At 56.3% G+C, this 24,746-nt stretch carries 25 protein-coding genes; 6 read left to right on the forward strand and 19 right to left on the reverse strand.

The annotated features are described in order from the left end of the window. Positions 1–10 precede the first annotated feature (10 nt). Positions 11–631, reverse strand: a complete 621-nt coding sequence (locus IGB42_RS11545) for a sugar dehydrogenase complex small subunit (protein ID WP_159671664.1) — start codon at positions 629–631, stop codon at positions 11–13. 294 nt (positions 632–925) lie between these two features. On the opposite strand from IGB42_RS11545, the gene IGB42_RS11550 reads away from it, so the two are divergent. The 3 genes from IGB42_RS11550 to IGB42_RS11560 are packed head-to-tail and all read left to right on the forward strand — an operon-like array spanning position 926 to position 2,132. Then, positions 926–1,225 carry a helix-turn-helix transcriptional regulator gene (locus tag IGB42_RS11550; protein ID WP_201799909.1) on the forward strand — a complete coding sequence of 100 codons (300 nt, stop codon included), beginning with the start codon at positions 926–928 and terminating at the stop codon, positions 1,223–1,225. Further along, on the forward strand, positions 1,222–1,701 hold the full coding sequence (locus tag IGB42_RS11555) for an SRPBCC domain-containing protein (protein WP_159671668.1): 480 nt from the start codon (positions 1,222–1,224) through the stop codon (positions 1,699–1,701). The genes IGB42_RS11550 and IGB42_RS11555 overlap by 4 nt, the downstream gene beginning before the upstream one ends. 17 nt (positions 1,702–1,718) lie before the next feature. Continuing rightward, positions 1,719–2,132 (forward strand): GFA family protein, encoded by a 414-nt coding sequence (locus IGB42_RS11560; protein ID WP_159671670.1) that lies wholly within the window; start codon positions 1,719–1,721, stop codon positions 2,130–2,132. A 358-nt stretch (positions 2,133–2,490) separates the two neighbouring features. Here IGB42_RS11560 and IGB42_RS11565 read toward each other — a convergent pair whose 3' ends face one another. From IGB42_RS11565 to IGB42_RS11600, 8 genes are all read right to left on the reverse strand, one after another. Continuing rightward, positions 2,491–3,708: a hybrid sensor histidine kinase/response regulator gene (locus tag IGB42_RS11565; protein ID WP_159671672.1), complete on the reverse strand. Its 1,218-nt coding sequence runs from the start codon at positions 3,706–3,708 to the stop codon at positions 2,491–2,493. Continuing rightward, entirely contained in the window at positions 3,695–4,303 is a 609-nt protein-coding gene (locus tag IGB42_RS11570) for a chemotaxis protein CheB (RefSeq protein WP_174764207.1), read from the reverse strand. The genes IGB42_RS11565 and IGB42_RS11570 overlap by 14 nt, the downstream gene beginning before the upstream one ends. Then, positions 4,300–5,127 (reverse strand): protein-glutamate O-methyltransferase CheR, encoded by an 828-nt coding sequence (locus IGB42_RS11575; protein WP_236822553.1) that lies wholly within the window; start codon positions 5,125–5,127, stop codon positions 4,300–4,302. The genes IGB42_RS11570 and IGB42_RS11575 overlap by 4 nt, the downstream gene beginning before the upstream one ends. Continuing rightward, the gene (locus IGB42_RS11580; RefSeq protein WP_159671674.1) at positions 5,124–8,633 is read right to left on the reverse strand and encodes a response regulator; all 3,510 of its coding nucleotides are present in this window, start codon (positions 8,631–8,633) and stop codon (positions 5,124–5,126) included. The genes IGB42_RS11575 and IGB42_RS11580 overlap by 4 nt, the downstream gene beginning before the upstream one ends. A gap of 166 nt (positions 8,634–8,799) precedes the next feature. Continuing rightward, positions 8,800–9,192 carry a response regulator gene (locus IGB42_RS11585; RefSeq protein ID WP_159671676.1) on the reverse strand — a complete coding sequence of 131 codons (393 nt, stop codon included), beginning with the start codon at positions 9,190–9,192 and terminating at the stop codon, positions 8,800–8,802. 290 nt (positions 9,193–9,482) lie between these two features. Next, entirely contained in the window at positions 9,483–10,352 is an 870-nt protein-coding gene (locus IGB42_RS11590) for a hypothetical protein (RefSeq protein WP_159671678.1), read from the reverse strand. A gap of 416 nt (positions 10,353–10,768) precedes the next feature. Then, positions 10,769–13,177 carry a mechanosensitive ion channel domain-containing protein gene (locus IGB42_RS11595; protein WP_159671680.1) on the reverse strand — a complete coding sequence of 803 codons (2,409 nt, stop codon included), beginning with the start codon at positions 13,175–13,177 and terminating at the stop codon, positions 10,769–10,771. 558 nt (positions 13,178–13,735) lie between these two features. Further along, positions 13,736–14,749 (reverse strand): DNA-binding protein, encoded by a 1,014-nt coding sequence (locus tag IGB42_RS11600; RefSeq protein WP_159671682.1) that lies wholly within the window; start codon positions 14,747–14,749, stop codon positions 13,736–13,738. Between the two features lie 339 nt (positions 14,750–15,088). On the opposite strand from IGB42_RS11600, the gene IGB42_RS11605 reads away from it, so the two are divergent. The 3 genes from IGB42_RS11605 to IGB42_RS11615 are packed head-to-tail and all read left to right on the forward strand — an operon-like array spanning position 15,089 to position 17,294. Next, on the forward strand, positions 15,089–15,673 hold the full coding sequence (locus IGB42_RS11605) for a hypothetical protein (protein ID WP_159671684.1): 585 nt from the start codon (positions 15,089–15,091) through the stop codon (positions 15,671–15,673). A gap of 44 nt (positions 15,674–15,717) precedes the next feature. Next, positions 15,718–16,866, forward strand: coding sequence for a tetratricopeptide repeat protein (locus IGB42_RS11610; RefSeq protein WP_159671686.1), 1,149 nt, complete (start codon positions 15,718–15,720; stop codon positions 16,864–16,866). Positions 16,867–16,910: 44 nt separating this feature from the next. Then, a complete protein-coding gene (locus IGB42_RS11615) occupies positions 16,911–17,294 on the forward strand; it encodes a hypothetical protein (RefSeq protein WP_159671688.1) in 384 nt (127 codons plus the stop codon). Here IGB42_RS11615 and IGB42_RS11620 read toward each other — a convergent pair whose 3' ends face one another. The 10 genes from IGB42_RS11620 to IGB42_RS11665 all read right to left on the reverse strand — a co-directional run bounded on the left by IGB42_RS11620 (position 17,295) and on the right by IGB42_RS11665 (position 24,746). Further along, positions 17,295–18,044, reverse strand: coding sequence for a sigma-70 family RNA polymerase sigma factor (locus IGB42_RS11620; RefSeq protein WP_159671690.1), 750 nt, complete (start codon positions 18,042–18,044; stop codon positions 17,295–17,297). A gap of 26 nt (positions 18,045–18,070) precedes the next feature. After that, a complete protein-coding gene (gene fliP / locus IGB42_RS11625; protein ID WP_159671692.1) occupies positions 18,071–18,826 on the reverse strand; it encodes a flagellar type III secretion system pore protein FliP in 756 nt (251 codons plus the stop codon). 2 nt (positions 18,827–18,828) lie between these two features. Next, the gene (locus IGB42_RS11630) at positions 18,829–19,221 is read right to left on the reverse strand and encodes a hypothetical protein (protein WP_159671694.1); all 393 of its coding nucleotides are present in this window, start codon (positions 19,219–19,221) and stop codon (positions 18,829–18,831) included. Next, a complete protein-coding gene (locus IGB42_RS11635) occupies positions 19,221–19,565 on the reverse strand; it encodes a FliM/FliN family flagellar motor switch protein (protein ID WP_159671696.1) in 345 nt (114 codons plus the stop codon). The genes IGB42_RS11630 and IGB42_RS11635 overlap by 1 nt, the downstream gene beginning before the upstream one ends. A 28-nt stretch (positions 19,566–19,593) precedes the next feature. Then, a complete protein-coding gene (locus IGB42_RS11640; protein ID WP_159671698.1) occupies positions 19,594–20,286 on the reverse strand; it encodes a FliM/FliN family flagellar motor C-terminal domain-containing protein in 693 nt (230 codons plus the stop codon). 72 nt (positions 20,287–20,358) lie between these two features. Further along, positions 20,359–21,546, reverse strand: a complete 1,188-nt coding sequence (locus tag IGB42_RS11645) for a flagellar hook protein FlgE (RefSeq protein WP_159671700.1) — start codon at positions 21,544–21,546, stop codon at positions 20,359–20,361. A 23-nt stretch (positions 21,547–21,569) separates the two neighbouring features. Further along, positions 21,570–21,974, reverse strand: coding sequence for a flagellar hook assembly protein FlgD (locus IGB42_RS11650; RefSeq protein ID WP_159671702.1), 405 nt, complete (start codon positions 21,972–21,974; stop codon positions 21,570–21,572). Between the two features lie 2 nt (positions 21,975–21,976). Continuing rightward, entirely contained in the window at positions 21,977–23,008 is a 1,032-nt protein-coding gene (locus IGB42_RS11655) for a hypothetical protein (protein ID WP_159671704.1), read from the reverse strand. Continuing rightward, the gene (locus tag IGB42_RS11660; protein WP_159671706.1) at positions 22,972–23,433 is read right to left on the reverse strand and encodes a flagellar FliJ family protein; all 462 of its coding nucleotides are present in this window, start codon (positions 23,431–23,433) and stop codon (positions 22,972–22,974) included. The genes IGB42_RS11655 and IGB42_RS11660 overlap by 37 nt, the downstream gene beginning before the upstream one ends. Next, entirely contained in the window at positions 23,430–24,746 is a 1,317-nt protein-coding gene (locus tag IGB42_RS11665) for a FliI/YscN family ATPase (protein WP_159671707.1), read from the reverse strand. The genes IGB42_RS11660 and IGB42_RS11665 overlap by 4 nt, the downstream gene beginning before the upstream one ends.

Consider the following 24,746-nt stretch of genomic DNA (forward strand, 5'->3'; position numbering starts at 1 on the left):
CATGAGTTGCTCAGGCCACCACGGCCTGGCCCGGCTTCAGCGCGGGATTGGTTTTCCAGTAGCCGGGCGCGGCGCGGCAATAGCTGGGGATGGTCACCACATCGCGCACCACGTTGTTGCCCAGCGCCATCTCGTACGCCACCACCCGGCTGCTTTGCCCTGGCTGCGTACCCAGCGTGCCACCGCGATACCACGCACCGACGATGCTCATCAGCGTTGCCGACAATGCCGGATCATTCTTGACGGCCATTTGCAGTGCCGCTGCATCTGCCGGCTTGAGCAGCCGCGCCTGTTGCCACAGCTGCGCCGCCTTATGCGCAAAACCGCGATCGGTGGTGCCCAGCAACGCATACAGCCGCTGCCCCACGGTGGTATCCAGCTGCGGCCTGCCGGTCAGCAGTTTCGACAGGCTGAGGAATTTGTTCAGGTCATCTGTTACCGCGGTAGCCGGTGGCTGCGCACCGGCGATGGGCACCAGCCAGCGTGGCAGCATGGTCATCGCAGCCGCCCCCGCGACTGCCAGCAGCAGCGAGCGCCGCTGCGCCTGGTAGGAGGAATGCGAGGAAGAATCGGGTTCAATGGTTGGTACGGTGCTACAGGATGCAGCGGATGTCAGTTCGCCATCGGCCATAGGGCGCTCCACCGGGTAGGACAATGGGTAGAGTGTGTGGGCTGCAAATGATCAAAACAGCAAGGGGACCAGCCTAAGTTGTGCAGGCAGATCACAGGCTGCCATGTCGGCATGCGCCGACACTGGGCCGCGAAGGGCGGAATGCGATTCACATTGCCGAAACCATCAGGGCTACGCAAAACAGCGACAATCATGTTTCCGGCTCATCTCGGGTAGTTATCAAATAGCATTGACTAATTGATTAGTCATTACTATTGTATTTCCATGAGTGAAACAGAGACCATCACTGCTGTCATGCGTGCACTTGCTGACCCTACCCGGCGGGCAGTGTTCGAGCGCATTGTCAATTCGGACGAAATCACCGTCGTCGAGCTAACCCGTAACAGCAGCGTTACCCAGGGGGCTATCTCGCAGCACCTGAAGGCATTGAAACAGGCTGGCCTTGTCTGCGAGCGCCCCGAGGGCCGCAATGTTTATTACCGCGCCCAACCGGATGGCTTGGCGCCGCTGGCTGACTGGATGAGCCACTATGGTGTTTTCTGGCGCGAACGCTTTGCCAACCTGAGAAACCTGCTGAAGGAAATCGACCCATGAACCAAGCCGTAACGCCGCAGACCCAGGCCATCGTGGTCGACGAGATTTTTCCGCATGCGCCGGCGCTCATCTGGAAAGTATTGACCAGCGGTGAGCTGATCGGGCGCTGGTTGATGGCTCCGCAAGGATTCGAAGCTGTGGTTGGCAGCCATTTCACTTTTCAGACCACGCCAGCGGGTCAATGGGACGGCATCATTCATTGTGAGGTGCTGGAAGTCGTGCCGAATGAGCGCTTGTCCTATGCGTGGCTGGGTGGTCACGAAGGCAATGATGGCTACGGCTCAAAGCTGGAAACGGTGGTTACCTTCACCCTGTCGCAAACGGACGCGGGCACACGCCTGCGTCTGGTGCATGAAGGTTTTGTGCTGCCGAAGAATGACACCGCCTATCGCAACATGAGCGAAGGCTGGAAGAAGGTGGTCAGCAAACTCGATACGGTGGTTACCGAAACAGCTTCTACACCAACGTTGCATTGAAGAGCAGGGAGAAGAGCATGAGCACATCCTATACCGGTGGTTGCGCCTGTGGCGCGATCCGCTACGAGATCTCTGGCGAACCGGCCGTCATGGTTGATTGCCAGTGCAGGCAATGCCAGCGCGATAGCGGTACCGGGCATCAATCACACCTGACTTTTGTTGCGGCCCAGATAAAGGTCGAAGGCGAGGCTTCCCACTGGCAGACCATCGGCGATGGCGGAACCGTGAAGCAGCGCGCTTTTTGCCCGACATGCGGTTCACCGGTTTATCTGACATTCCCGGCCATGCCGGATGTGTTCATCGTTACGCCGGCCAGTCTTGATGACCCCGGCCGCTACCGGCCACAACTGGTGTCCTGGACCGATGCCGGCCACGCTTGGGATTACCTGGATCCGGAGGTGCCGAAATTCGAGAAGATGCCGACAGCGTGAAAGGCCGCAAGGCGGAGAAGCTGCTTATCCGGCATGGCGGGCGGGCGCTGGATGAGGCCCGCAGTGGGTTTGCCCGTTGCCGGATCATGCAGCGCCCAATCTGAAGATGATGAACCCGAATCGCAGCTGGAATCCGAACTGTTGCCGGAATCGCAAGTCGAGCTGCGGGAGCCGGCATTATTACCGCTGCCCCGGTCCGGGGCAGAGGATGAATTATCCGGAAAATCCCTCCTGCTATCTGCAAGATTGGTGAGCCTTTGTGCTTGCACGTTCTGTTCAGTGCTACCCAACAGTAGCGCAGCGAGAACAGCAGGAATGTCGCCACTGCAATGACCACCGCCGTGGTGCCGCAGGCTGCTCAGGATAGCCGGGCCACCCCGGTCTGCGCGGGGATTTCCGGCAGCTCGACGATAAAGGTTGCACCAGCGCCTTCGTCGCTTTCCACCCGGATCCGGCCGCCATGCCCATCCACGATCTGTCCGACAATATATAGACCCAAGCCAAGGCCACCTGCGGTGTTGTCATTGTTGGCACGTTCGAATACACGGAATATCCGGTCTTGGTTGGCTTTGGCAATGCCGATGCCATTGTCCTGCACCAGCAGCTGCGCAACGCCATCCGGCAGTCGGCGTACCTCGATACGCACCGGTTTATGGGCGCCATAGCGCATGGCATTGGTCAGCAGGTTGGTGATCACCTGCTCGATACGCTGGATATCCCAGATGCCCCACGCGGCACTTTCCAGCACCAGCTCGTAGCTGCCGTTTGCGCACACCAGTTGCTCATGGAAACGCTCCACCACCGTCTTGGTCAGCTCGGCCAGATCGAAGCGCACCGGCTGCATCGACAGCTTGCCACCGCGGATGCGGGTGACATCGAGCATGTCGTCGATCAGGTTGACGATGTTGTCGATCAGGTGGGCGTCCGTCTCCACCATCTTGCGTACCTTGGGGATGCTGAAGGCGTCGTCATTGCCGCGCTCCACATGGCGTGCACGCATTTGCGTCTGCAGCTTGAGCGAGCTGAGCGGCGTTTTCAGCTCGTGCGACGCAATCGACATGAAGTTGTCGCGCACGCGGATGGCTTCCTCCAGCTCATCCTGCGTCTTGCGCAGTTCCTTCAGCAGTTGCTCCTGTTCGGCCTTGCTGCGTTGCAGCGCTTCCAGCTGCTGGCGCATTTCGCGCTTCTGGCAATGCAGCTGGATGAATACGTTCACTTTGCTGCGTACCGCATGCACGTCCAGCGGCTTGTGCAGGAAATCCACCGCGCCGCTCTCATAGCCCTTGAACGCGTAATTGAGTTCCTTGCCACCCGCACTGACGAACACGATAGGGATATGCTTGGTTTTTTCAGTACCCCGCATCAGCTCGGCCAGCTCGAAGCCATTCATGCCCGGCATGCGCACGTCGACCAGTGCCAACGCAAAATCGTGCTCCAGCATCAGTTCCAGCCCCTGGATGCCCGATGTCGCCTTGTGAATGATGACATCGTTGCGCTTGATCAATGCTTCCAGCGCGATCAGGTTTTCTACCAGGTCGTCCACCAGCAGCAGGTGTACTTTTTCAACGGGTTCCACGGCATTCCCCAATATTGCATATGGCAAGTTGCTTGCCGATATCGGCAGCGGAAAGCAGGTGGTCGGGCGTGAACAGGGCCAGTGCGCTGGCTGGCATGGTGTCGATCTGTGCGTCGGATGGGCGTTGCACCAAGGTCACGCCACCCTCGCGGGCGATGTGGGCCAGCCCGGCAGCGCCGTCCTCGTTGGCACCGGATAGCAGTACGCCGACCGCCAGCGGCCCCAAAGCATCAGCGGCAGAATCAAACAGTATATCGATAGCGGGGCGACAAAAATGCACGGGTGGATCCTTGCTGAGTGAAAAGCTCACGTCTTTTTCCAGCAACAGGTGATAGGAGGGCGGCGCGAAGTAGATCGTTCCTGCCTGCAGGTGTTCTTTGTCGTCGGCCTCTTTCACCGGCAGGGCAACACGGTGGGCAAAGATTTCCGGCAGCAGGCTCTGGCTGCCGGCTGCCTGGTGCAGCATCACCACCACTGCGGCCGGGTAATGCGCGGGCAGCACCGGCAGGATGCGCCCCAATGCTTCCAGCCCACCTGCGGAAGCACCGATCAGTACAACGAATTGCGGAAGATTGTGTTGAACGGGCTGCATCATGTTTTCCGGAAAATCCGCTCTTGCCGGTCGAACGCTTCAAAGCTCGCCGCGTGACTGGAGAACTGCACGGTTTCCTTGGAACCGAGCCCGAGGAAACCGCGGTGCACCAACGAGCTGCTGAACAGGCCGAATGCGCGGTCCTGCAGCTCCCGGTTGAAGTAAATCAGCACGTTGCGGCACGAGATGAAATGCATCTCGGAAAAAACGCTGTCCGTGGCCAGGCTATGGTCGGCAAAAGTAATGTTGCGACGCAGGTTCTTGTCGAATAGTGCAGAGCCATAGGCGGCAGTATAGTAATCGGCAAACTCACCCTTGCCCCCCGCCTTCTGGTAGTTGCTGGTGAACAGCTGGATGGTATCGAGCGGAAAGATGCCATCTTCGGCCTTTTGCAGGCTGCGCGGGTTGATATCGGTCGCGTAGATGATGGTGCGCTCGAGCAGGCCTTCTTCCTTGAGCAGGATGGCCATCGAATACACTTCTTCACCGGTGCTGCATCCTGCAATCCACAGTTTGATTGACGGATAGGTGTGCAGCAGCGGCACCACCTTTTCCCGTATGGCCAGAAAATAGGCCGGATCGCGGAACATCTCGCTCACCGGTATCGTCAGGTATTGCAGCAGCACGCCGAAACGGTCCGGCTGGTGGATGATCTGTTCCTGCAGCGCCGATACCGTGCGGCATTCCATCTGCAGCAATGCATGCTCGATACGGCGCTTGACCGATGCCCCGGAGTAATTGCGGAAATCGTAGTTGTACTTGCCGTAGATCGCTTCGATCAGCAGGCGCATTTCCAGGTCGAAATCACTGGCCGGATACACGCTCACCCCCTCCCGATCTTGGGCATCCAGACCCGGATCAGCGACAGCAGTTTGTCCAGATCGATCGGCTTGGTCAGGTAATCGTTGGCACCCGCTTCCAGGCATTTTTCCTGATCATCACGCATGGCCTTGGCGGTTACCGCGATGATGGGCAGACGCACGAAGCGTGCCTGCTCGCGGATGCGGCGCATGGCTTCGTAACCGTCCATTTCCGGCATCATGATGTCCATCAGCACCAGGTCGATATCGGCATTGCTGTCGAGTTTTTCCAATGCCTCGCGCCCGTTGCGGCCGATCTCGATTTTGGCGCCCTTATGCTCCAATGCGCTGGTCAGTGCAAAGATGTTACGGACGTCGTCATCCACCACCAGGATGGTGCGACCTTCGAAAGCACTATCACGGTTGCGCGCCACGCGCAGCATCTGTTGCCGTTCCGGCGCCAGCTGGTTTTCCACCCGGTGCAGGAACAGCGTGACTTCATCGAGCAGGCGCTCCGGCGAGCGGGCGCCCTTGATGATGATGGAGCGCGAGTAGCGGCGCAGCTCCATTTCTTCCTCGCGCGATAACACTCGCCCGGTGTAGACGATCACCGGCGGGAACGCGCACAGCTCATCGCTGGCCATGCGCTTGAGCAATTCGTGGCCAGCCATGTCCGGCAGGGTCAAGTCCACCACCATGCAATCGAACACGGTATTGCGCAGCGCGACCAGCGCGTCTTCTGCCAGCGCAACTGCTGTGATCTGCACGTCATCATCGCCGATCAGCTTCACCATGCTTTCGCGCTGCAGATCATCATCCTCGACCACCAGCACCTGCTTGGTCTTTTGCGAGAGTTTGGCTTCGACCCGGGCGAAGATATCGCGCAATGCCTGTTGGTCAGTCGGCTTTCTGGCGTAGCCGATCGCGCCCATCTGCATCGCGGCGTTGGTGCTGTCCGCACTGGAAATGACATGGATGGGGATATGGCGGATACGCGGGTCGTTCTTGGCGTGTTCCAAGACCGTCAGGCCGGAATGATCGGGCAGTTTCATGTCCAGCAGGATGGCATCGGGCACGAAGTCCTGCGCCAGCCTGAAGCCGTCCGTGCCGTTTTGCGCCAGCAGGCAATTGAAGCCACGTTCATGGCCGATCTGGTAAAGCACCTGTGCGAATGCCACATCATCCTCGATGATCAGCAGCGTTCTGGCATCCTTGTTCATGTCCGAACGGTCGTCTTCCAGCGCCGGCTCGGCTGGCTTGGGCGCTGGCTGCGGCGGTGTTGCCACAGGCACGGCCGCGATCTTGGGCAAGGGCTCCGCCGCCTGCTCGTCATGCTCGCGCACTTCGATACGGGCTGGCAGTGCCAGCGTGAAGGTACTGCCCTTGCCGGGCGTACTTTCCACGGTAATGTGGCCGCCCAGCAGGGTGGATAGCTCGCGGGAAATGGACAATCCCAGCCCGGTGCCGCCGTACTTGCGGTTGGCGGCGCTGTCGGCCTGGTGGAATGCTTCGAATATGGTGGCCTGCTGATCCGGCGCAATGCCGATGCCGGTATCGCTGACCGCAAAACTGTAGCCGCCCGCCGGATTGCCGCTGACCACCACGCGCACCGTGCCATGTTCGGTAAACTTGACGGCGTTGGAGAGCAGGTTCTTCAGTACCTGCTGCGCACGGGCCACATCGGTATGGATGGTGGCCGGTGCATCCGGGGCAATCTCGGTTTCAAAGGCGATCCGCTTGGCCAGCGCCTGCGGCAGGAAGGTCTGCTTCAGTGATTCCACCAAGCGTGCTGCCGGTACATCTTCCGGCCAGATATCGAGCTTGCCCGCTTCCACTTTGGATAGATCGAGGATGTCGTTGATCAGCGTCAGCAGATCATTGCCGGCAGAATAGATCGACGATGCAAACTGCACCTGCTCTTGCGTGAGGTTGCCGCCGTCGTTGTCGGCCAGCAGCTTGGACAGGATCAGCGAGCTATTGAGCGGTGTGCGCAGCTCATGCGACATGTTGGCGAGGAATTCGCTCTTGTAGCGGCTGGCGCGTTGCAGCTCTTCGGCGCGGCTTTCCAGTGTCATGTGGGCTTCGCGCAGCGCATCGTTGCGCTGATCCAGCTCCACGCGCTGTTGCATCAATGCCTGGGTTTGCTCTTCGAGCTGGTCGTTATTCTGTTCCAGCTCGGCCTGCTGGCTTTCCATGCGCGCCTGCGATTCCTTGAGCGAACGCGATTGTTCTTCCAGCTCCTCGTTGGCAACCTTGAGCTCTTCCTGCTGCGTTTGCAGCTCTTCATTGAGGCGCTGCGTTTCGGTCAGGATTTCCTGCAGCCGTTCGCGGTATTGCGCAGAATCGAATGCCATGCCCACATTGCCACTGATCAGCCTCGCCAGTTCGCCGGCCAGCGGTGGCAGGGGGCCCAAAAAGCCGAGCTCGATGACGGCAGTAATGTGGCGCGTGCCCGCAGCAGGAATCACCAGCACGCTGCTCGGCGTGGTATCGCCGAGTGCAGACCCCACCTTGATGTAATCAGCGGGCAATTGATCGAGCTCGATGACGCGTTGATCCGCCACCGCCTGCCCGGTAATGCCTTCCTTGCGGCGGAACATGGCCTTGGCCAGCTGTGCGTGGGCGGAGAACGCATAGTCGGCCACGCGTACGAAGTTGTCGCCATCACGGCTTTCGTACACCGCGCCCACGGTGGCCCCCAGATATTCCACCAGGAACTTGAGCAGGTTGTCGCCGAGCAGCAGCGTGCTCTGCTCACCCATCATGGCGTTTGCAAGACGTGCATCGCCGGTTTTCAGCCAGCTTTCCCGCTCCAGCGCCTGCGCATGGCTGCGTTGCTTGTCCAGCGTTTCGCCATACACATTGGAGAGTGCCCGCATCTGCCGCCGGCCGTTGACCGCCAGGAAAATACCCGACAGCAAGCCCACCGCGATGGTGATGCCAACCAGCATCACGATGGTGGAGTTGGCCTGCTCGCTGCGCTGGGTGCGCAGCGTTTCTTCCACCCGGATTGCATCGCCAAGAAAGCCGCGCATCTCGTCCATCATCATCTTGCCTTCTTCGGAGGTGACGACGGCCGTGACTTCAGCGGCTGGACTGATGCCGGCGTTCTGCCGGCGAAGTTGGATCAGTTTTTCGGCATAAACATGCCATTTGCGATAGGTCTCTTCAGCGCGGGAAAGCCGTGCGACTTGGCCAGGATTGTCTCCCGCGAGGACTTTTAAAGCCTTTATTTCTTTGCTGAAGTTTTTCGTTGAATTATCGTATGGCTCCAGAAAGTTTTCTTTGCCGGTAATTACGAAACCGCGTAAACCGGTTTCCCCGTCAATCAGCAGCTTGAATGCCAGATTGCTGCGGCCTATTACCTGATCGGCATGATCCACCCAACGGCTGACCGACATCAGATAGAAAACCAGCGCTATGAATATCGCGGACGAGACCATGGCGATAATCAATGGCAACCCTACATTCCGGGCAAGGATGTTCTGGAATGCTTTCTGGTGCAGCTCTGGATGGCTGGGAGAGGAGGTCATATGAGTGCCAGTAGGTGCGAAAGGCACGGGGCCATTTCGGAAGCATGAAAAATCAGCTACCGATTTTCGCTTACCGGATCAGTGGTTCTTTGTAGGACATATGCCCATCTTGATGTAGGACGCAGCAAAAAACCCGTGTGCAGCCAGCATATGGAAAACCGTTGCCTTAGCAGGGCAGGGTAAGCGCTCGCTCTATTGCATCCAGATCAAAAGGCTTGGGCAATAAAACAACGTTACTACTGAATGCCTGCTGACTCAGGTCATAGCCAGATGCAAGGATGATACGCATGCCGGGGTACATGGCAGTTACTTCTTTTGCCAATACCGCCCCTGAACGCCCTGGCAAGCCAACATCGGTGAACAGCACGTCAAACGATCGCTGCTCCAGCATGGCCGTTGCTTCTTCAGCGCTTGATACGGCAACCACATCAAATTCCAGTTCCTGCAGGTACTCGACGATAGTGGAGCTCAAGATCTCGCTGTCTTCAACGTAGAGGATACCCAGTGTTTTGTTGGTCATTGCAGCCCTGTCACTTGAAAGGTTGATCAGCTTGGTCAATGCGTCAGAATGGGCCCGATGGCACGCATCGCCAGTTCATGACCTGTGGTTTAAGGGGTGGCCGCCCAGCATGCTTGCTGGCGCGGCCGCAGCCTATGCTGCCTGTCAGCAAAATAGCAAAAGCGCAGACCATGTTGACATGACCTTGCTTATCACCAATCTGCAGACTTCGACATCATCAGCGGCGGCCAGTTTTATGGATGTAGGACGGATCCCTCAAGCATTGTCCGCAGCAGGCTTAAAGCGCGGCAGCTTGCCTCCGGCTCCGGCTCCGGCTCCGGCTTTGCTGTTCAGTTGACCGTTGCAAGGGGCCGCTGCTGGCGACTATATTCTTCGTGCTTCATGTCACGATATTCGCGCCATTCCATTTCGTGCAACTGCCGCGGATATTTTTCCGTGGCGGCAAACCAGTTTTCCAGACGACGATCAAGCTGGTTTCGATCTGGCGCGGAAAAATAAGCTTCGATAGCCAGATAGTAGCGCATGGTATTGCGTTCGATCAGGCCGCGCACACCGTCAACATAGTCGTTGCCATCCCGGCTGAAACCGACCTTGTTGCTTGCCACGGTGCCCAAGTAGGTTTTCATCGCCAGCTTGGCCGTGGTGCCATAGCCATACGAATACGACAGGTGGATGAAGCTGCTGCCATCGGGCAGTGAAGTGCCTTCCAGCTGTATGCGGTAATCCCGCGTGCCGACGGGGCCGGATGGCGCATTCAGTCGCGCGTTGAAGTAGTTGGGTGTGGCCTGCTCAAGCTGGTAATGGAAAGCCAGTTCATGTGCATCATCCAGATCCTGAGTCTCTTTCTTGCCGATAAATACCGAGAGATCCGTCGAGTTGCTGTCCGATTCAGGATGGCAATACTTGACATTGATCGGCAAGATCATGATCTCGCACCAGGTATTGGGCGCTTTGAGTGCTTCTTTCAAGGTGTCGAAGCGTGCATTGAGCACTGCATACACATCGCCACGCAGGCGGTTATCCAATTGGCTGGATTCAATGTGGATCGGCTTGCCATAAGCATTGTTCTGCAGTTTGCTACCCAATGCGGTATAGCGTTCCCGCAATTGCTCGGGGCTATCGGCTTGGGCAGCAGGCAGGCCAATGCAATAAATGCTTGCAGCCAGAAATAATGCTTTCCTTATATGACATTTGGGCATGGCTATCTCCTGCGATCTGCATGGGTCCAAGCATGCGCCATGCATTTTTCATTGCCTGTAGGTGTGTGTCTTTTTCTGGGCGGGAGAAGGGCGGACAGGCTTATACCGATTGCATATTTCTTGCCGGCTGGCAAATAGTTCCGGCAAAAAATGTGAATATGGGCAATGAACTGCTGATTACTGGAAAACACCAACAAATTACAACTATGGTGAAAGTGCCCTAACCATTTCGGACGTGGCAAGCTAATTCGGCAAAATGACGCAACCCTGCGTACGGCGTGGTCGCAGTATGGGCTGCAAGCGATATTGAACCTGCTCATTGCCTTGGCGATGGCAGATAACTGAGGTCAAGCGTTGTGCAGCAGCAACTTGCCGGGTCCATGCGATGCATGGCCCGGCTCTTTTTTGCCTGTTGTCTAGGAGGGCGCTACCGTCGTCGGCGGTGGCGCTGTGGAGATAACTGGTGCCGGCTGGGGCAAGGTAGGCGCAGCCGGGTTGACGATAAAGCTGCGGTTGGGGTTGGCTAGCTGGATGCCTTGTTCCCGGAACTGCAGCACCACACGGCGCAGGAATTCGCGCTGGACACTCCAGCGGCTGCTGTCGCGGCAGCGGATCTGCCCGGCAATAGTGAAAGTTGCACCATCTGCTGCGTCCACCCCCCAGATGTCCAGATCGCCCAGCATGGCATCCTTGAAGGCGTCATCGTTGCGCATGCCGGCGCCGATTTCCTTCAGCACTTCGATTACGCGATCCGGATCTTCCTGTGCATCTACCGATACCCGTACCGCCGCATTACCCAGGCCACGGTTGTTGTTGATCACGGTCGTGACCGCACTGAATGGCACGATGGCAAGCGAGCCATCGCCAGAGCGCAAGTGGGCAGTCCGTATGGACAGCTTTTCAACCGAGCCCGATACATTGGCAGCCGTCACCCAGTCACCCACCTCGATGGCATTTTCCATCATGAGGAAAATGCCGGTAATGAAGTCCTGTACCAGCTTTTGCGAACCGAAACCCAACGCCACGCCGACGATGGATGCCCCGGCCAGCAAAGGTGCGGTGTTTACGCCCAGTTGATTCAGCGTGGTCAGCCCCACTACCAGCACCACCGCAATGAAGACTGCTGTACGGATGATGGGCAGCAGGGTGGTCAGCCGCACGCTACGGGTGCGATCACCGGCATCGCTCCAGCGCTTCAGCCGGCTTTCCGCGATCAGATTGACGCCTTCCCACACGAACAATGCAACCAGCAAGGACACGATGATGGTGATGCTTGCAGACAGCACCCGCGGTCCGATGGTACCGGTATGCAGCCAGGCCAGTGTTTCGAAGCCCCATACCTCCAGCAACGCAAACACCGTGCCGATAGCGATGATCACGTAGGCAATGCGCTGTGCCAACGGAAAGTAGCGGCTGGCACGGGCAATGTGCAATGGCGCATCTTCGGCGTGGCCGGCCCGGAATACCTTCCCCAGCATGGCCATGGTGGCGATCGATATGACTCTGGCCAGTACCAGCACGGCAGCAGTCACCGCCAGGAAATGCAGCAGTTTTTCAAACCCGTTATCCACTCCCAGCGCACCTACCACCCAGATGCCGGTGATCAATGCTGTCGCCGCAACGGGCCAGATATCCGCCAGCCAGTCCCGCAGCAGGGCACGCGCGCCCTGGCGGGTGGTGTCGCCCCGGATATAGCCGGATACGGCGATGCGCGAACGCAGCAGCATCACCAGCAACATTACATGGCCGACCAGCGTGCATAGCTTGAGCAGCGCATCACGGGCATCATCACCCAAGCCCAGTGCTGATGCTGCGACAACTGCGCCACCACCGACGACCACGACCAGGGCAATGCGCGTCAGCCAAGTATGCACGTAGCGTGCGCCTTCGTCGCCGATATGCAGCAGCCGCAGGTTCGGCGTTTGTGGTGCGACCAGCAGGGAGATCACCGCAAAGATGATCATCAGCGTGATCCATGCGTTCCCCAATGCCAACACGAATTCCCGTACCGCCGGCTGATTGTTCGAAACGAAGTAAAGCAGCACGCTGCCGGCGGCAAAAAATGCTACAACGGGTACGAGATTGAGCAGGAATGCCCCCAGCGCGTAGGGCAAGCGCTGTGCAAACGTAGCCTGCGCATGCACCGGCCGCGGTAGTGAGGTAATGCCTGCTGCCCGGGCATCGGTCACATGTGCAGGATCAGCCGGATCGCTGGTTGCCAGCGTATAGCGCGTACCACGGCCCCGCTGCGCAAGCTTACGTTTGGGGCGTTTCAACAGCCAGCCAGTCAGCCATTCGATCAGCCATGCCACGCCAAACACCAGTACCGAGACCTGCAGCGCATCGATGAAAAGCTGGCGGCCGGCCGGCGACGCCAGCGTGGTGCGCCACCATTGCCCCACATGCGGCAACTCGATCAGCGTATTGAGCGTGCGCTTTGCGCGCACAGACGCCGCATCCAGCCATTGTGATACATGCAGGAAAACCTGGCCAAGCAGGCTGTCCTTGGTCAGCGCACCGATATGTACTGGTGCCGAAGCGGGCGCGGAGGCAGCTTCGGCTGCCGGAGCAGAGGCACTTTCTTCCGCCAGCACTCCGGGCGTCAGTTGTGCGCCCTTGACCACTGCACGCAATGTGGTGATGACCTCGGCGCGTTTCTTGTCATTCTGCAGTACATCCAGCGCCTGACGGGCTTCTGCTGTTGTGAGCGCATCTGGCGCGCTTGCCACCGCACTTGCAGCGCGTGGCAGGGGCCTTGCCGCAACCTGCTGGCATGCAACAATCGCAATCAACCCCCAGCCGATCATCTTCAAACAACCTTTCATGTGCTTCCCCTGTTCCAGACCGGCGAAGACCGATACGGCGCAAACATACGCGCATCTGGTCTACCCGGACATCAACCCGACCTTGCACGCTGCGGATTGCAATTTTTAGGGGGAAGTGACTGTATTGACCGTAGGAATCCCACCTACGGAAAATTGACATCTTGGGTCGGCCGGAAACATCAACAGCAAGACGCATGCGGTGCTTTGGTTACGAAAATCCTGTTACGTCACCAACAGTATGTCGTCAACTTTGGGTTGGCGTGCGCCCCCGTAAAGATTACGCAAACCCGTCTTCTAAACTTCGCATAATGTATATTATGTAAAGTTGCTTATTGCGTTACGCAAGCTTAGGGGGCTATCGTCCGTTTGCATAAAGTTGTTACTTTTTTTTGCATGATGTTGTTCCTAGTAGGCAATGTATGCCCACGCAAAGTGCCAGCCGCAGCTTTACGCTTTACTCCAACTCCAACCGGCGCCGCGGTCGCTTTGCCCGCGCAACCAATGTTTAGCCGACCGTCCGCCACCAAGCTGGCTTGTGACTGCTATGAAATTTCACTACTAAGAACTCGTATGTTGAACTGAGCTTGGTTTTTCTAAGCTGCGCTCGAAAAAACTCAACTTGCCGCCCATGTCGGCAAGCGTCAGGTCTTTGGCGTGCAGCTGCTCTTCCAGAATTTCCATGGCGGCCTGCTGGTGCTTGCCGGTCTCCAGTGCGTTCGCCAGGTCTTGATGGCATCGCTGCAATTGTGTTTCCAGCACGTCTCGATCACGGGCCAGTTTTTGAAGGGCATCGAGCTCCTTGGCCATGCTGTGTTTAGCGACTTCACTCTGGCGGATCGCTTCCCTCGCATGCTGCAATTCCGACGCAAGCCGCGCAGCTTCACGATTGAGCTCGATGATTTCTTCGCCTTTGCCGAGCAAGGTATCGCGTAGTTGCCGGCTGTCCAGGTGCAACTGCTGGACTTGCTGTTCATGCCGGCGCTGATCCTGCTCACGTTGATCTTTAACCGACTGGCGGTAGTGATCCAAGGCGTCTCGCGCATGTTGGTGCTTCTGCTCCAAGGATTCGCGGTGCTGTTGGCCATCTTCCAGACGGGCATTCAATCCGGCCACTTGCTGCTCCAGTTGCTTGACCAGCACGGTCGATTCGATTAGGGCTTGATGGCCGATTTCCAGTTCGGATTGCGTGGCCTGCAACTCAGCTTCCGCAGCGTTCAAACGGGTGGTCAGTGCTTGATTGGCCTGCTTTCCAAGCGCGATTGCGGCATCCCGCTCATGAAGCTGCTGCATGAATTCGTTTTTTGCAGCCTCGATTCTGGCGTCCGCCTCGCCATGCAGGCGCGTCGCCAGCCGCCCAACCAAGTCCTGCAGCGCGTCATTCACTGCAACGGTGGCACCAAGGGCTTGCCCCTCTTCCTCATCCAACTCTTTCAGATAGCGGCTGATCGTGGTTTTGGAGCCGGTGTTACCCAAAGCCACGCGCACAGCATCAATCGAGGGCTTTCTACCTTGGGCGACCAGGCTATCCCTTGCCCGTTGAACTTCAGATTTATAGACGCCGCTACGTGCCATGGTTCGTTCCTTCGGTGAATTTCGTACCATGATACGTAATATGTAATTACATACCAAACAAACCCGAACGCGTGGTAATTTTTAAAGAAAAACAAGGCGTGATAATCTAGAATTATCACGCTTGATGGTTGGTATCGGGTTGATGGATACGTAGTGGCAGTACGATAGGTGACTGGGATGCCCAAATGGTCTGCCCCGGTCTCGATGAGAACTGATTTAAGGTGGATAATGCGCATCTAGGTGTTGTGTTCGTTAAACTATGCCCGCTAGCAATGGATACGTTGTCAGCAGCGATGGCAGTTTTGATTTCTTGCAGTTAGTTAAAAAAGGCTTACCACCGTGAATGAATCTCAGCCAAGTCAAGTGTTGACCGAAGATGAGCTACTACACTTGGCAATAGAGGCGAGCAATCGCGAGCGTTACGATCTCTCGATCGGCTATCTGAAACAGGCACTGACGCACCCGGGAGATTTGGCATCACGTACCTCGTTCCTGCTGGGTACGCAGTACGCCCAAATTGGCATGTATGTGGATGCAGAACAGTACATGCATCAATCCATCGAGCTGGATCCAGGCTTTGAAATCGCGGTATTTCAACTTGGCTTGTTGCAACTTACATCCGGCAAAGCAGATGCGGCGCGAGCATCATGGCAAGGACTGGATTTTCTGCCTGCAGACCATTGCTTAAAACATTTCCGCCAAGGCTTGCTGGCGCTTGAGCAGAATTCGTTGGCCGATGCAGAAGCGGCGCTCAAACAAGGATTGGCCACCCCCGTGGACAATGTCCCTCTGAAGGCCGAGATGGAGCGCATCCTGAACAACGTCATTCAGATGCAGTTGACCACGCAGGCGAATGGGGCTGCAGATGGCTCGGGAAGCGACGCGAGCGATGAGCATGTATTCCTGTCCGCCTACCGCAGCTAAGCCATGGATCTGGATGTTATTTTCATCCATTTATTGATATTGCAATGACTCCTGAATCTGAAAAAATAGCACGCCACCTTGGCTATCTCCGCCAAGACCCGGATAACATCAATCTGCTGCTGGACGTGGTCAAGCTGCAGTTGGCCGAAGGGCAGCAACCAGAGGCGGAGACATTGCTGGACGAAGGATTGGCCAGGTGGCCTGCACATGCCGCGCTGATGTACGAGCGCGCGCTGCTTGCGCTGAGCCAAAACGATGAGGCTACGGCAAAAGTTTTATTTCAGAACTTGCTGGAAACAGGGCAAGCCACCCCTGCCCTGCGTTACAACCTGGCATATGCTCACTACGCTAGCAGCGAGTTCCAGCAATGCCTGGACCAGTTGCTGCAATTGCCAGAAAATGAACGGGGAGATATCCCTTATGCCGCATGTTTGCAGATCCTTGCGCTGCATCAACTAGGTGAGCTTGCACAGGCGCGCAGTTATGCAGAACTGCGGCTCGCAACAGCACCGGATAACGCCGAGGTAGCCGGCCTGCTTGCCTTGGTGTGCCTCGATGACAATGATCTTGAGGGCGCACGCCACTGGAGTGAGTTGAGTCTCGCCAGTCAACCTGAACAGGTTTATGCGCAAGTCGTGCAGGGTACCCTGGAAATTCCTGAAAACCCTGCAGCCGCCAGCGCAAGGTTCGAACAGCTGCTTGGCAATCGTCCAAGGGATGGCCGCGCATGGTCTGGGCTCGCCATTGCCAGTTTCAGCCTGCGTGATATGACGAAAGCAGCAGCAGCTTTCGAACAGGCGGTCATGTTCATGCCGGGCCACATCGGCACATGGCATGCATACGGATGGTTACATCTAATTGAGGGGCGGCTATCCGAAGCAGAGAACTGCTTCCAGCAGGCATTGGATCTTGACCGCAACTTTGGTGAGAGCTACGGCGGCATGGCTGTGGTGGCCACGATGCAAGGGCGTACTGCCGATGCAGAAGCTTTGCTCAAACGTGCGTATCGCCTTGCGCCCGAGGGGCTTTCAGCTCAATTCATCGCGTTGCTCCAAGCCAAGTCCAGTGGCAACCAGCACGAAGTGGAGCAGGTTGTTCAACGCGCATTTGCCACACTCAACGCCAGCAATCCAGAGCAAATACAACAGATCGTCCGTAACGCCTTGCTGTCAAATGGCTCATACAAGCATTAACGTGAAAGTGGCAGACCTGTTCCTGCCGTGGAAGAGGCCTGCCAATGAGCGTTGATCCAGTCAGTCGTTTACCAGCCATTCTGGCTTTGCTACGCCAGCAGATATCTGCTGGCAGTGCGGGCAAAGCCTCGAGTCATCAGCGCAACCGTGACAAAAAACTCAAAGCGCCATCCAAGCAAGCGGGGGATCTTGAGCGCAAGCTGGTTGCACGGCTTGATGCCATTACTCCCGATGATCCAAGGAAGGCGCGAAAAGTCTTTGCCGCTTTCATTGAGGCTACGCTACTGGCTGAGTTGGGTGAAACCCTGGCCAATGATGCAGGTTTTCACCAGATGGTAGATACAATCTGTGAGCAAATGATGCGGGAGCCAACACTTCAGGCGGACATTGAATCAGCCATTATTCAGCTCATCCCACCATCAGATTGATTACCAAGCCAGATCCGAAGTTTTCAGCCGAGCCACTGATTCGCGCAGGTGCTCCAGGGCGGATCGGTGCAATTGAGAGATACGTCCTTTGCTCAAGCTCATCAACGCAGCAATGTCTGTAAACTCGAGCTGTTGCAGATAGTGGTAACGGATAACCGCCCTCTCGTTCTCCGGCAAATTTTCAAGTAGCTGCATCAGACACTGCCTGAGCTGAGCCAGTTCACGGGAGCTGTATGCAAGAACGGGAGCAGCCGCTTCATCATCAGATGCACACAAGCGCTCATCTTCAAGCAGCATTCCCATCGCCATGCCGATAGCGATGCGTGCCAAACGTTCGAGTGCCTCTCCTTCCACTGCTGCACCGTCCGCATTGAGTGAATAGATGCGCTCCCTGATGCGTTTTTGAACGGCAATCTGACGTCGATGCTCCGTGTATCCTTCAAGCTCGTTCCGTATTGTGCCAACGATCCGATATTCGGCATAAGTCGTGAATTGGGCGCCGGCGTCTACCTTGAAACGGTCGATGGCATCAAGCAAACCCAACGACGCCAATTGCAGATATTCATTGAATTCGATTTCGTTATTTATGCGTTTGGCATAAATCTGCGCAGCCATCATCTTGGCAAATGGCAGATAGAGCGTAGCAAGCTGCTGACGTGCTATGCCATCCGCTTGATCACGTGCTTGCCAGAGCGCTGTTTCGCGCTCCGGTGCAATGGCTTTCCACGCCAGGGGATTCTTGGTCGGCACGTTGCTAGGGAACCAAGCAAGAACGGCTAATGGAATGAGCTAAGAAGCGAACGAACTACGATATTCCATCCATCAATCATGACGAACATCAGCAATTTCAACGGTAACGAAATCGTTACCGGTGGCACCATCATCATGCCCATACCCATCAGGATTGCAGAAACGATCAGGTCGATCAACAAGAAAGGCAGGAAAATCACAAAACCGATCTGAAAGGCAGTCCGCAATTCGGACAGCATGAAGGCTGGTATCAATTGCAAATTACCGATATCTGCCATGGTACGTGGCTGTGGACTTTTGGATATTTCTACCAGCAACGCCAAGTCTTCTTCACGCGTCTGACGGATCATGAACTCCCTGAATGGTTCAACACCTTTCTCTATCGCAGCTGCCATAGCCAGCTTGCCTTGCAGGTAGGGCTGAAATGCCTGCTGATTGGCTTGCGTCAACGCCGGGGACATGGTGAAAAGCGTGAGGAACAACGCAAGGCTCATCAATACCGTATTGGGCGGGGTTTCCTGCATCCCCAGCGCATGGCGCAACAATGACAGCACGATGACGATACGGACGAACCCGGTCATTGAAATCAGGATGGCTGGCACCAAGCTCAGAACCGTCAATGCGAGCAGCAATTTCAAACCCGTTGATGCCTGATCAGATCCGCCAGCACCAATCTGCACACCCGGCAAAGTCAACAGATCTGCGGATAAAGCCATTGACGGCACCAGCAAAAGGCCCAAACAGGCAAGGCCGGAGAAAACAAGGCGATTACGTATCCTCATGTTTACTCTTCCTGCTGAAGCGGCAATGGACTACTTTTGAGCAATTGCAAACCTTGTGCGCTTTCCGTAAACAGCAATTCTTCGTTGCGATAAATAACGACAATCAGACTGTGTGCGGGCGACACTCTCATACGCTGGACGATGCGCATCACCTGCCCCGGCCTGATTTTGGTTTGCGTCAGCAAAGCTGGCCAGCGTCCACGCAACACCCATACCGTTGCCAATCCCAGAAGCACAACGCAGACCAAGCTCCCCAGGACACGAGCAGCGAGATCTCCTTCGGATGAGACGGCCTTGAATGGAATTGCGGATGCCACTCCGGAAGCAGGTTCGATTGCCCATGCCGTTCCAGCAAAGACAAACGCAAGGCATGCAAAAAACGACACCTTGATCATCAATCTTCCCGCTTCGGTAATTCAGTCAGCTGAACACCAAAACAATCCCCTGCAGCAACCAGTTGCCCCCGGGCAACAACATGCCCGTCCAGCAAGATTTCAATCGGATCGTCCAGTAGCTGCTCAAGGGGAAGTACCTCACCCTCCTTGAGGCTCATCAGCTCGCCAACCGAAAGTTCGGCTTCGCCCAACCTTGCCGAAAGGCGTATTTTGACGTTGCGGATGACATCCATGCTGGAGCCTACCAGCGGTGACTTGGCCTTTGCACTGGGATGCAACTCTGGCAATTCGATCAACTGTGTCACCTCTGTGCCGGGTGCAGCGGCTTGTTGCTCTTTGTTCAAGGTACTTCCCTTCACTTGGTTAACACTTCTACTTCTGTACTTCGATGGCACGTGCAGCACGCTGTTTACCGGGATGCCCGGTAAATAGCTGTTGTCCGTGCTCGTCAAGAATCGGCAGGGCATCAGTGAGGCAGCGGTCAAGGCGAATGACGTCGCCTACGTGCAGGCTTTCGAGCTGGCCTAAAGTCATTTCTGCAATGCCCAGTTCAACTGAAATGCGTAGATGCTGTGCATTCAACGCGATTTTTAACGAAGTCAACGCGCCCTCTCCAGCACGAACACGTCCGCTTGGCAATAAGCTGGAATAAACCACAACCACCGGCCTGCCAGGCATGGCCTGCCATATCACTGTCAATGCGCCGGACCCCGCAGTGAAGCAACCAACCGGGCTGATTTCCTTTACTTCGCCGGCAAATGACACCAAGTCCGGCGCCGCATCACCCACGCTGGCCAGATTGTGTAACAGCGCCTGCAGCCCATCTTGAGCAGCTGCACGAGTAATGCTGGAGCCCGCGTGCCGGTCAGCACCGGATCGTTGCTTCATATCAGCAAACAGCAAGCGCTCACACCATTGCGCCATGCCCTCTGGCACATTGATCCATATCTGGCGACCATCACTTCCCCGCCACTGTGACCACGTTGCCTGTATCGGCTGCTGGGCCGCGCTGGCGGTAATCGTGCCAGGCAACTGCGCGCCCCAATTCTGGGTCCATGCATGCATTGCAGCGCTCACCATATCACTTACCTGGCTTAGCGCTGTTTCGCTGAATAACTGGTAAGGTCGTACTATCACTTAGCCACGGCCCTTCATTTCGAACAATTGCTGGATCAATTCATTGGCGGCACTCACCATTTGCGAGGAAGCCTGATACCCACGCTGCATCAGAATGAGGTCACTAAATTCCTGGGACAGATCAACGTTGGAGATTTCCACCGCACCCGTGCGAATCGCCTCCTGCCCTGCGCCGGCAACACCGTATGAAACCAGATCTGCATTCTTTGCTTTGAACTGATTACCACCAATCTGTTCCAGGCTGTCGAGACTGCTCAATCGCGCCAAAGCTACCTGGAATGGCTTTGCAGTTTGGCCATTCGAGTAGCTGACAACGAGATGGCCTTCCTCATCGAAACTCTGACCAACAAGTTTGCCCACTGCATAGCCGTCTTTGGTGCCCAGAACCAGTGAAGAATCGGTACCCAGAGAGTAGCCAGTCACATCCATACCAAGCTTGAAAACAGCTGTCGATGACGCGACACCAACAGGATTGAAGGTCAGACTGAGGCTATCGTTACCCAGCATGGGAACCGAATTCTTGAACTTGATAGGGCCCGTTGCCAAGGTTGTACCACCCTCCTTGATGGTCAAATCCCATTTGACTTCGCCGCTGGCAATATCTTCAGTCTTGCCATTGAAGGTCACCTGCAGATTATGTTCTGCACCTGCATTATCGTAGACAACCACATTGTTGAGGATATGTTCCGTATCAGCGCTGGACAGATTGCCCTTGAATGCCACGGAGGTTGTCGCTTGGGGTTTATTGGTATCAAGCCCTTTCAGCGATATTTCCTGCAGTGAACCATCCGTGCCAAATGCCAGCACTTTTTCACCGCCAAGCCGGTTGACCAAAATACCTTTGTCATCAAACTCGAATTGCCCTGCCTTGGTGTAAGTCAGATTGCCGTTGCTATCACGCAAGACAAAAAACCCTCGGCCGTCAATTGCAATATCCAGCGGATTGCCGGTAGACCGGAAATCACCCGCTACAAAACTCAGCGTGGATCCAAAAGTGCTTACACCCTGCCCTTGGCTGCGTTCGCCCGAACCAGCCTGATCACCCTGGTAAAACATATCTGCAAACTGCAGGTGCGATGTCTTGAAACCAGGGGTGTTGAGGTTGGTCACGTTATTGCTGATGGTTTTCAAGCCACGTGAGTAGCTGGTCAAGCCAGCCATACCGATAAAAATCGAATCGAGCATCATGCGCTCCAGTTAATTGTGATTGCTTAGCGAACAGCGGAAATCTGTGCGATGGAGATACCACTCACCACCTGCCCATCTGCCTGCCTGACCGTGATACGGGGCTCACCATCAGCAAAGGCCAGCGCGGAAACCTGCCCTGTTACGACGGAGCCACCATTGGGGTTAGTTACATCCACCGTCTTGCCCAGCAATCCGATCGACTGCGTGGTCGACTGGATACTCAACAGCTGATCTACCTTGGTATTCAGTTGCTGATTGGCTTCGAGCGCCGAAAACTGGGCAATCTGAGCGACAAACTCCTGGTTATCCATCGGCTTGAGCGGATCTTGATAAGTCAGCTGGGTCAGCAGAATTTTGAGCAGATCCTGCAAGCCCAGCCCGGCGGCCTGCAGGTTGGAAGAAACAGCGGAGATGGATTCGGTGGCCATGATCAGATTTTTTCGCTTTGGATACGGCTGGTAAGGCCAGAGAAATTATTCGGCATATCAACGTTCTGTTCTGCGTCACTCAAAGCTGCGTATTCCAGGTAGCTTGCTTGGCGCTTGGCTTCAAAGACTGGTTTGCCATTGATCGTCGCCTGCGCCAACCAGCTACCCGAGCGCAAAAGGTCATACTGTATGCGTTGCAAGACCGCATTTTGTTGAAATTCACTGAGTGCGTTATCCCGCAGCCAGAGGTGTACCTGACCATCTTCATTTTCAACCAGATGCAGGTGCTGCTTTTTCAATGCATCAGGTAACGACTGGCTAGCACCGGAACGGAATTGCATTTCGTCCGTCACGTCTGCTTCTTGCAAAGCATCAGTACGGACGAGATGTAGCTCAGGCAAGGAACCCACTTGTTGCGGCGCAATTAAGGCAGGCCGGGATGAATCTACCAATTGCGTAGCGATATTGCCTATAGCTGAAGACATCGTCCCCGTCCTGGCAACCGGCCCCATGAGATTGGCTGCAGTCAGACCGGCCATTTGCATAGCCACTTCAGGCATTGTCGGCAGGGCGACAGTTTCTGCTGCCAGTTCAGGAGCAGATACTGCTGGTTGAACTGCTCGCCCCGCTCCGGCGGTAAGCTGCAATGGTGCCTGTGTCGCTGCAGCATTGCCGGGGTCCGGCCGGGCCTTTTCATTCGCGTCGGTGACATTTCCCGCATGGTCAGTATGCGGTTGCAACGTTGGAGATGCATCGCGACTTGCGGCAACGCGTGCTGCAGGGGGTAGAGTCGCTAGAGGCCGCTCAGGCAATGCTTGCCTGGCGGCACTGGGATCCGCAAATTGCAGCAACGGATTTCTAATCGCAGTTACGCCGTCCAGCAGTGACTGATCAGCGATAGCCAATTGCTTTTTCCATGCATCTTGCAGGCTCTGCGCATGTGCAGTACCGGTTTGGTTTTGCTGCAAAATGTCTGTATGTCTTTCACTAATCCGCATCACGACGCCTTCTTTTCCGCTGCGCTTTGCAACCACGCTTCATCCATCGCTTTAGCTTCGCGTGCGTGCATTTCCCGGGTGAATATCTCGAACAAGCTATCACGATGCGTTTCCAACCCCTTGAGAAAGGCATGCTTTTCTGCCACTGCATTCAAGGCAGCCTCTTTAAGCCGCGTTGCTTCCTCAAGTGCTACGCGTGCATTGACCACGCTGCGATCCAGATGCCCCAGATATTGATGCCACTGTCTTTGCCGGGCCGGATCAACCAGCGCATTGGCCGCATGGCCAGCACGCATTGCCGATTCTGCGGCATGGTAATCCTGCGCTGCTGCTGCCAGTGTTTTTTCCCGCTCGCTCTCAAGCACAACCAGCTCAGCCAGATTCTGGCGCAGCTCAGCCAGATCCCACTCTGTCAGGGTATGAACCGGACGCAGCGCATATTGAAACTGTCTCGTGTTCATGTTGAGGTCACCCCCAGCGCATGCCTGAGCTGAGCCAATACGGCCTGGCGTGGCGCATGTTCAAGCTTTCCCTGACACAGGAATCGCCGTAGCGCAGGCATCACACCCACCGCACGATCAATCTCGGCATTGCTGCCGGTGCGGTAAGCACCGATATCGATCATCTCGCGGTTTCTCTCGTAGCTCGCAAGGTAGGCTACGACTTCATGCACCAGCTTCAATTCGTCAGCTGCAGCCAGATCGGGCAGCAGGCGACTTGCGCTCTGCAGAATATCGATCGCTGGAAAATGGCCACTTTGCGCCAGTTTCCTGCTCAGTACGATGTGGCCATCCAGGGTTGCGCGCAGGATGTCTGAAATGGGTTCATTAAAATCATCGCCTTCCACCAATACCGTATACAAGGCTGTGATGCTGCCACCGGAATCCGACGTCCCACAGCGCTCACAAAGCTCGGGTAATTCCGTGAATACCGAGGGCGTATAACCACGGGCCGTCGGCGGTTCACCGGCAGCAAGACCGATTTCACGTTTGGCCATGGCAAAGCGCGTGACCGAATCCATGGTCAGCATCACTTGCTTGCCCTGATCCCGGAAGTATTCGGCGATGGCAGTCGCCGCATAAGCCGCCCGCGCCCGGGCCAAGGCTGGCATATCCGCGGTGGCGACCACGACCACCGATCTTGCCAACCCCTCAGGTCCCAGTTGTTGCTCGATGAATTCCTTGACCTCACGCCCACGCTCGCCGATCAGCGCAATCACATTCACGTCTGCCACGATGTGTTTGGCGATCATGCCCAGCAAGGTACTCTTGCCCACACCGCTGCCAGCGAAGATGCCAATGCGTTGTCCCTGCCCCAAGGTCAGGATGCTATCGATGGCGCGCACGCCCGTTTCCATCACATGTTCGATACGTGGTCTGCGTAACGGATTGACTGGCTGGGTGCGCAAAGGCCTCGATTCGCTCACCGCTGGCGGTGCGAGGTCATCAATTGGCGCGCCAAACGCATCAATCACCCTGCCGAGCAATGCATCACCTACGCCAATTTCCGGCAAATGCCCGGTTGCCAGCACTTCAGAACCTACCGCAATCCCGCGCGTATCTCCATAAGGCATCAGTATCAGCCGATCATCATTCAGCCCGACCACCTCGGCGCGTATGCGTCTACCGTCGTGGCGGGAAACAATTTCGCAAACTTCGCCAACAGGGGCATCCGGTCCGCGGGCCTCGATGCTCAACCCCGCCAGGCGCGTGACTGCACCAAGCCGGCGGCAAGTATCGAGCGTACGCAAACATTCAAGGTACACGGAGGTCAT

Origin of the sequence: Andreprevotia sp. IGB-42, assembly GCF_009848685.1 — a bacterium.
Classification (GTDB): Bacteria; Pseudomonadota; Gammaproteobacteria; order Burkholderiales; family Chitinibacteraceae; genus Andreprevotia.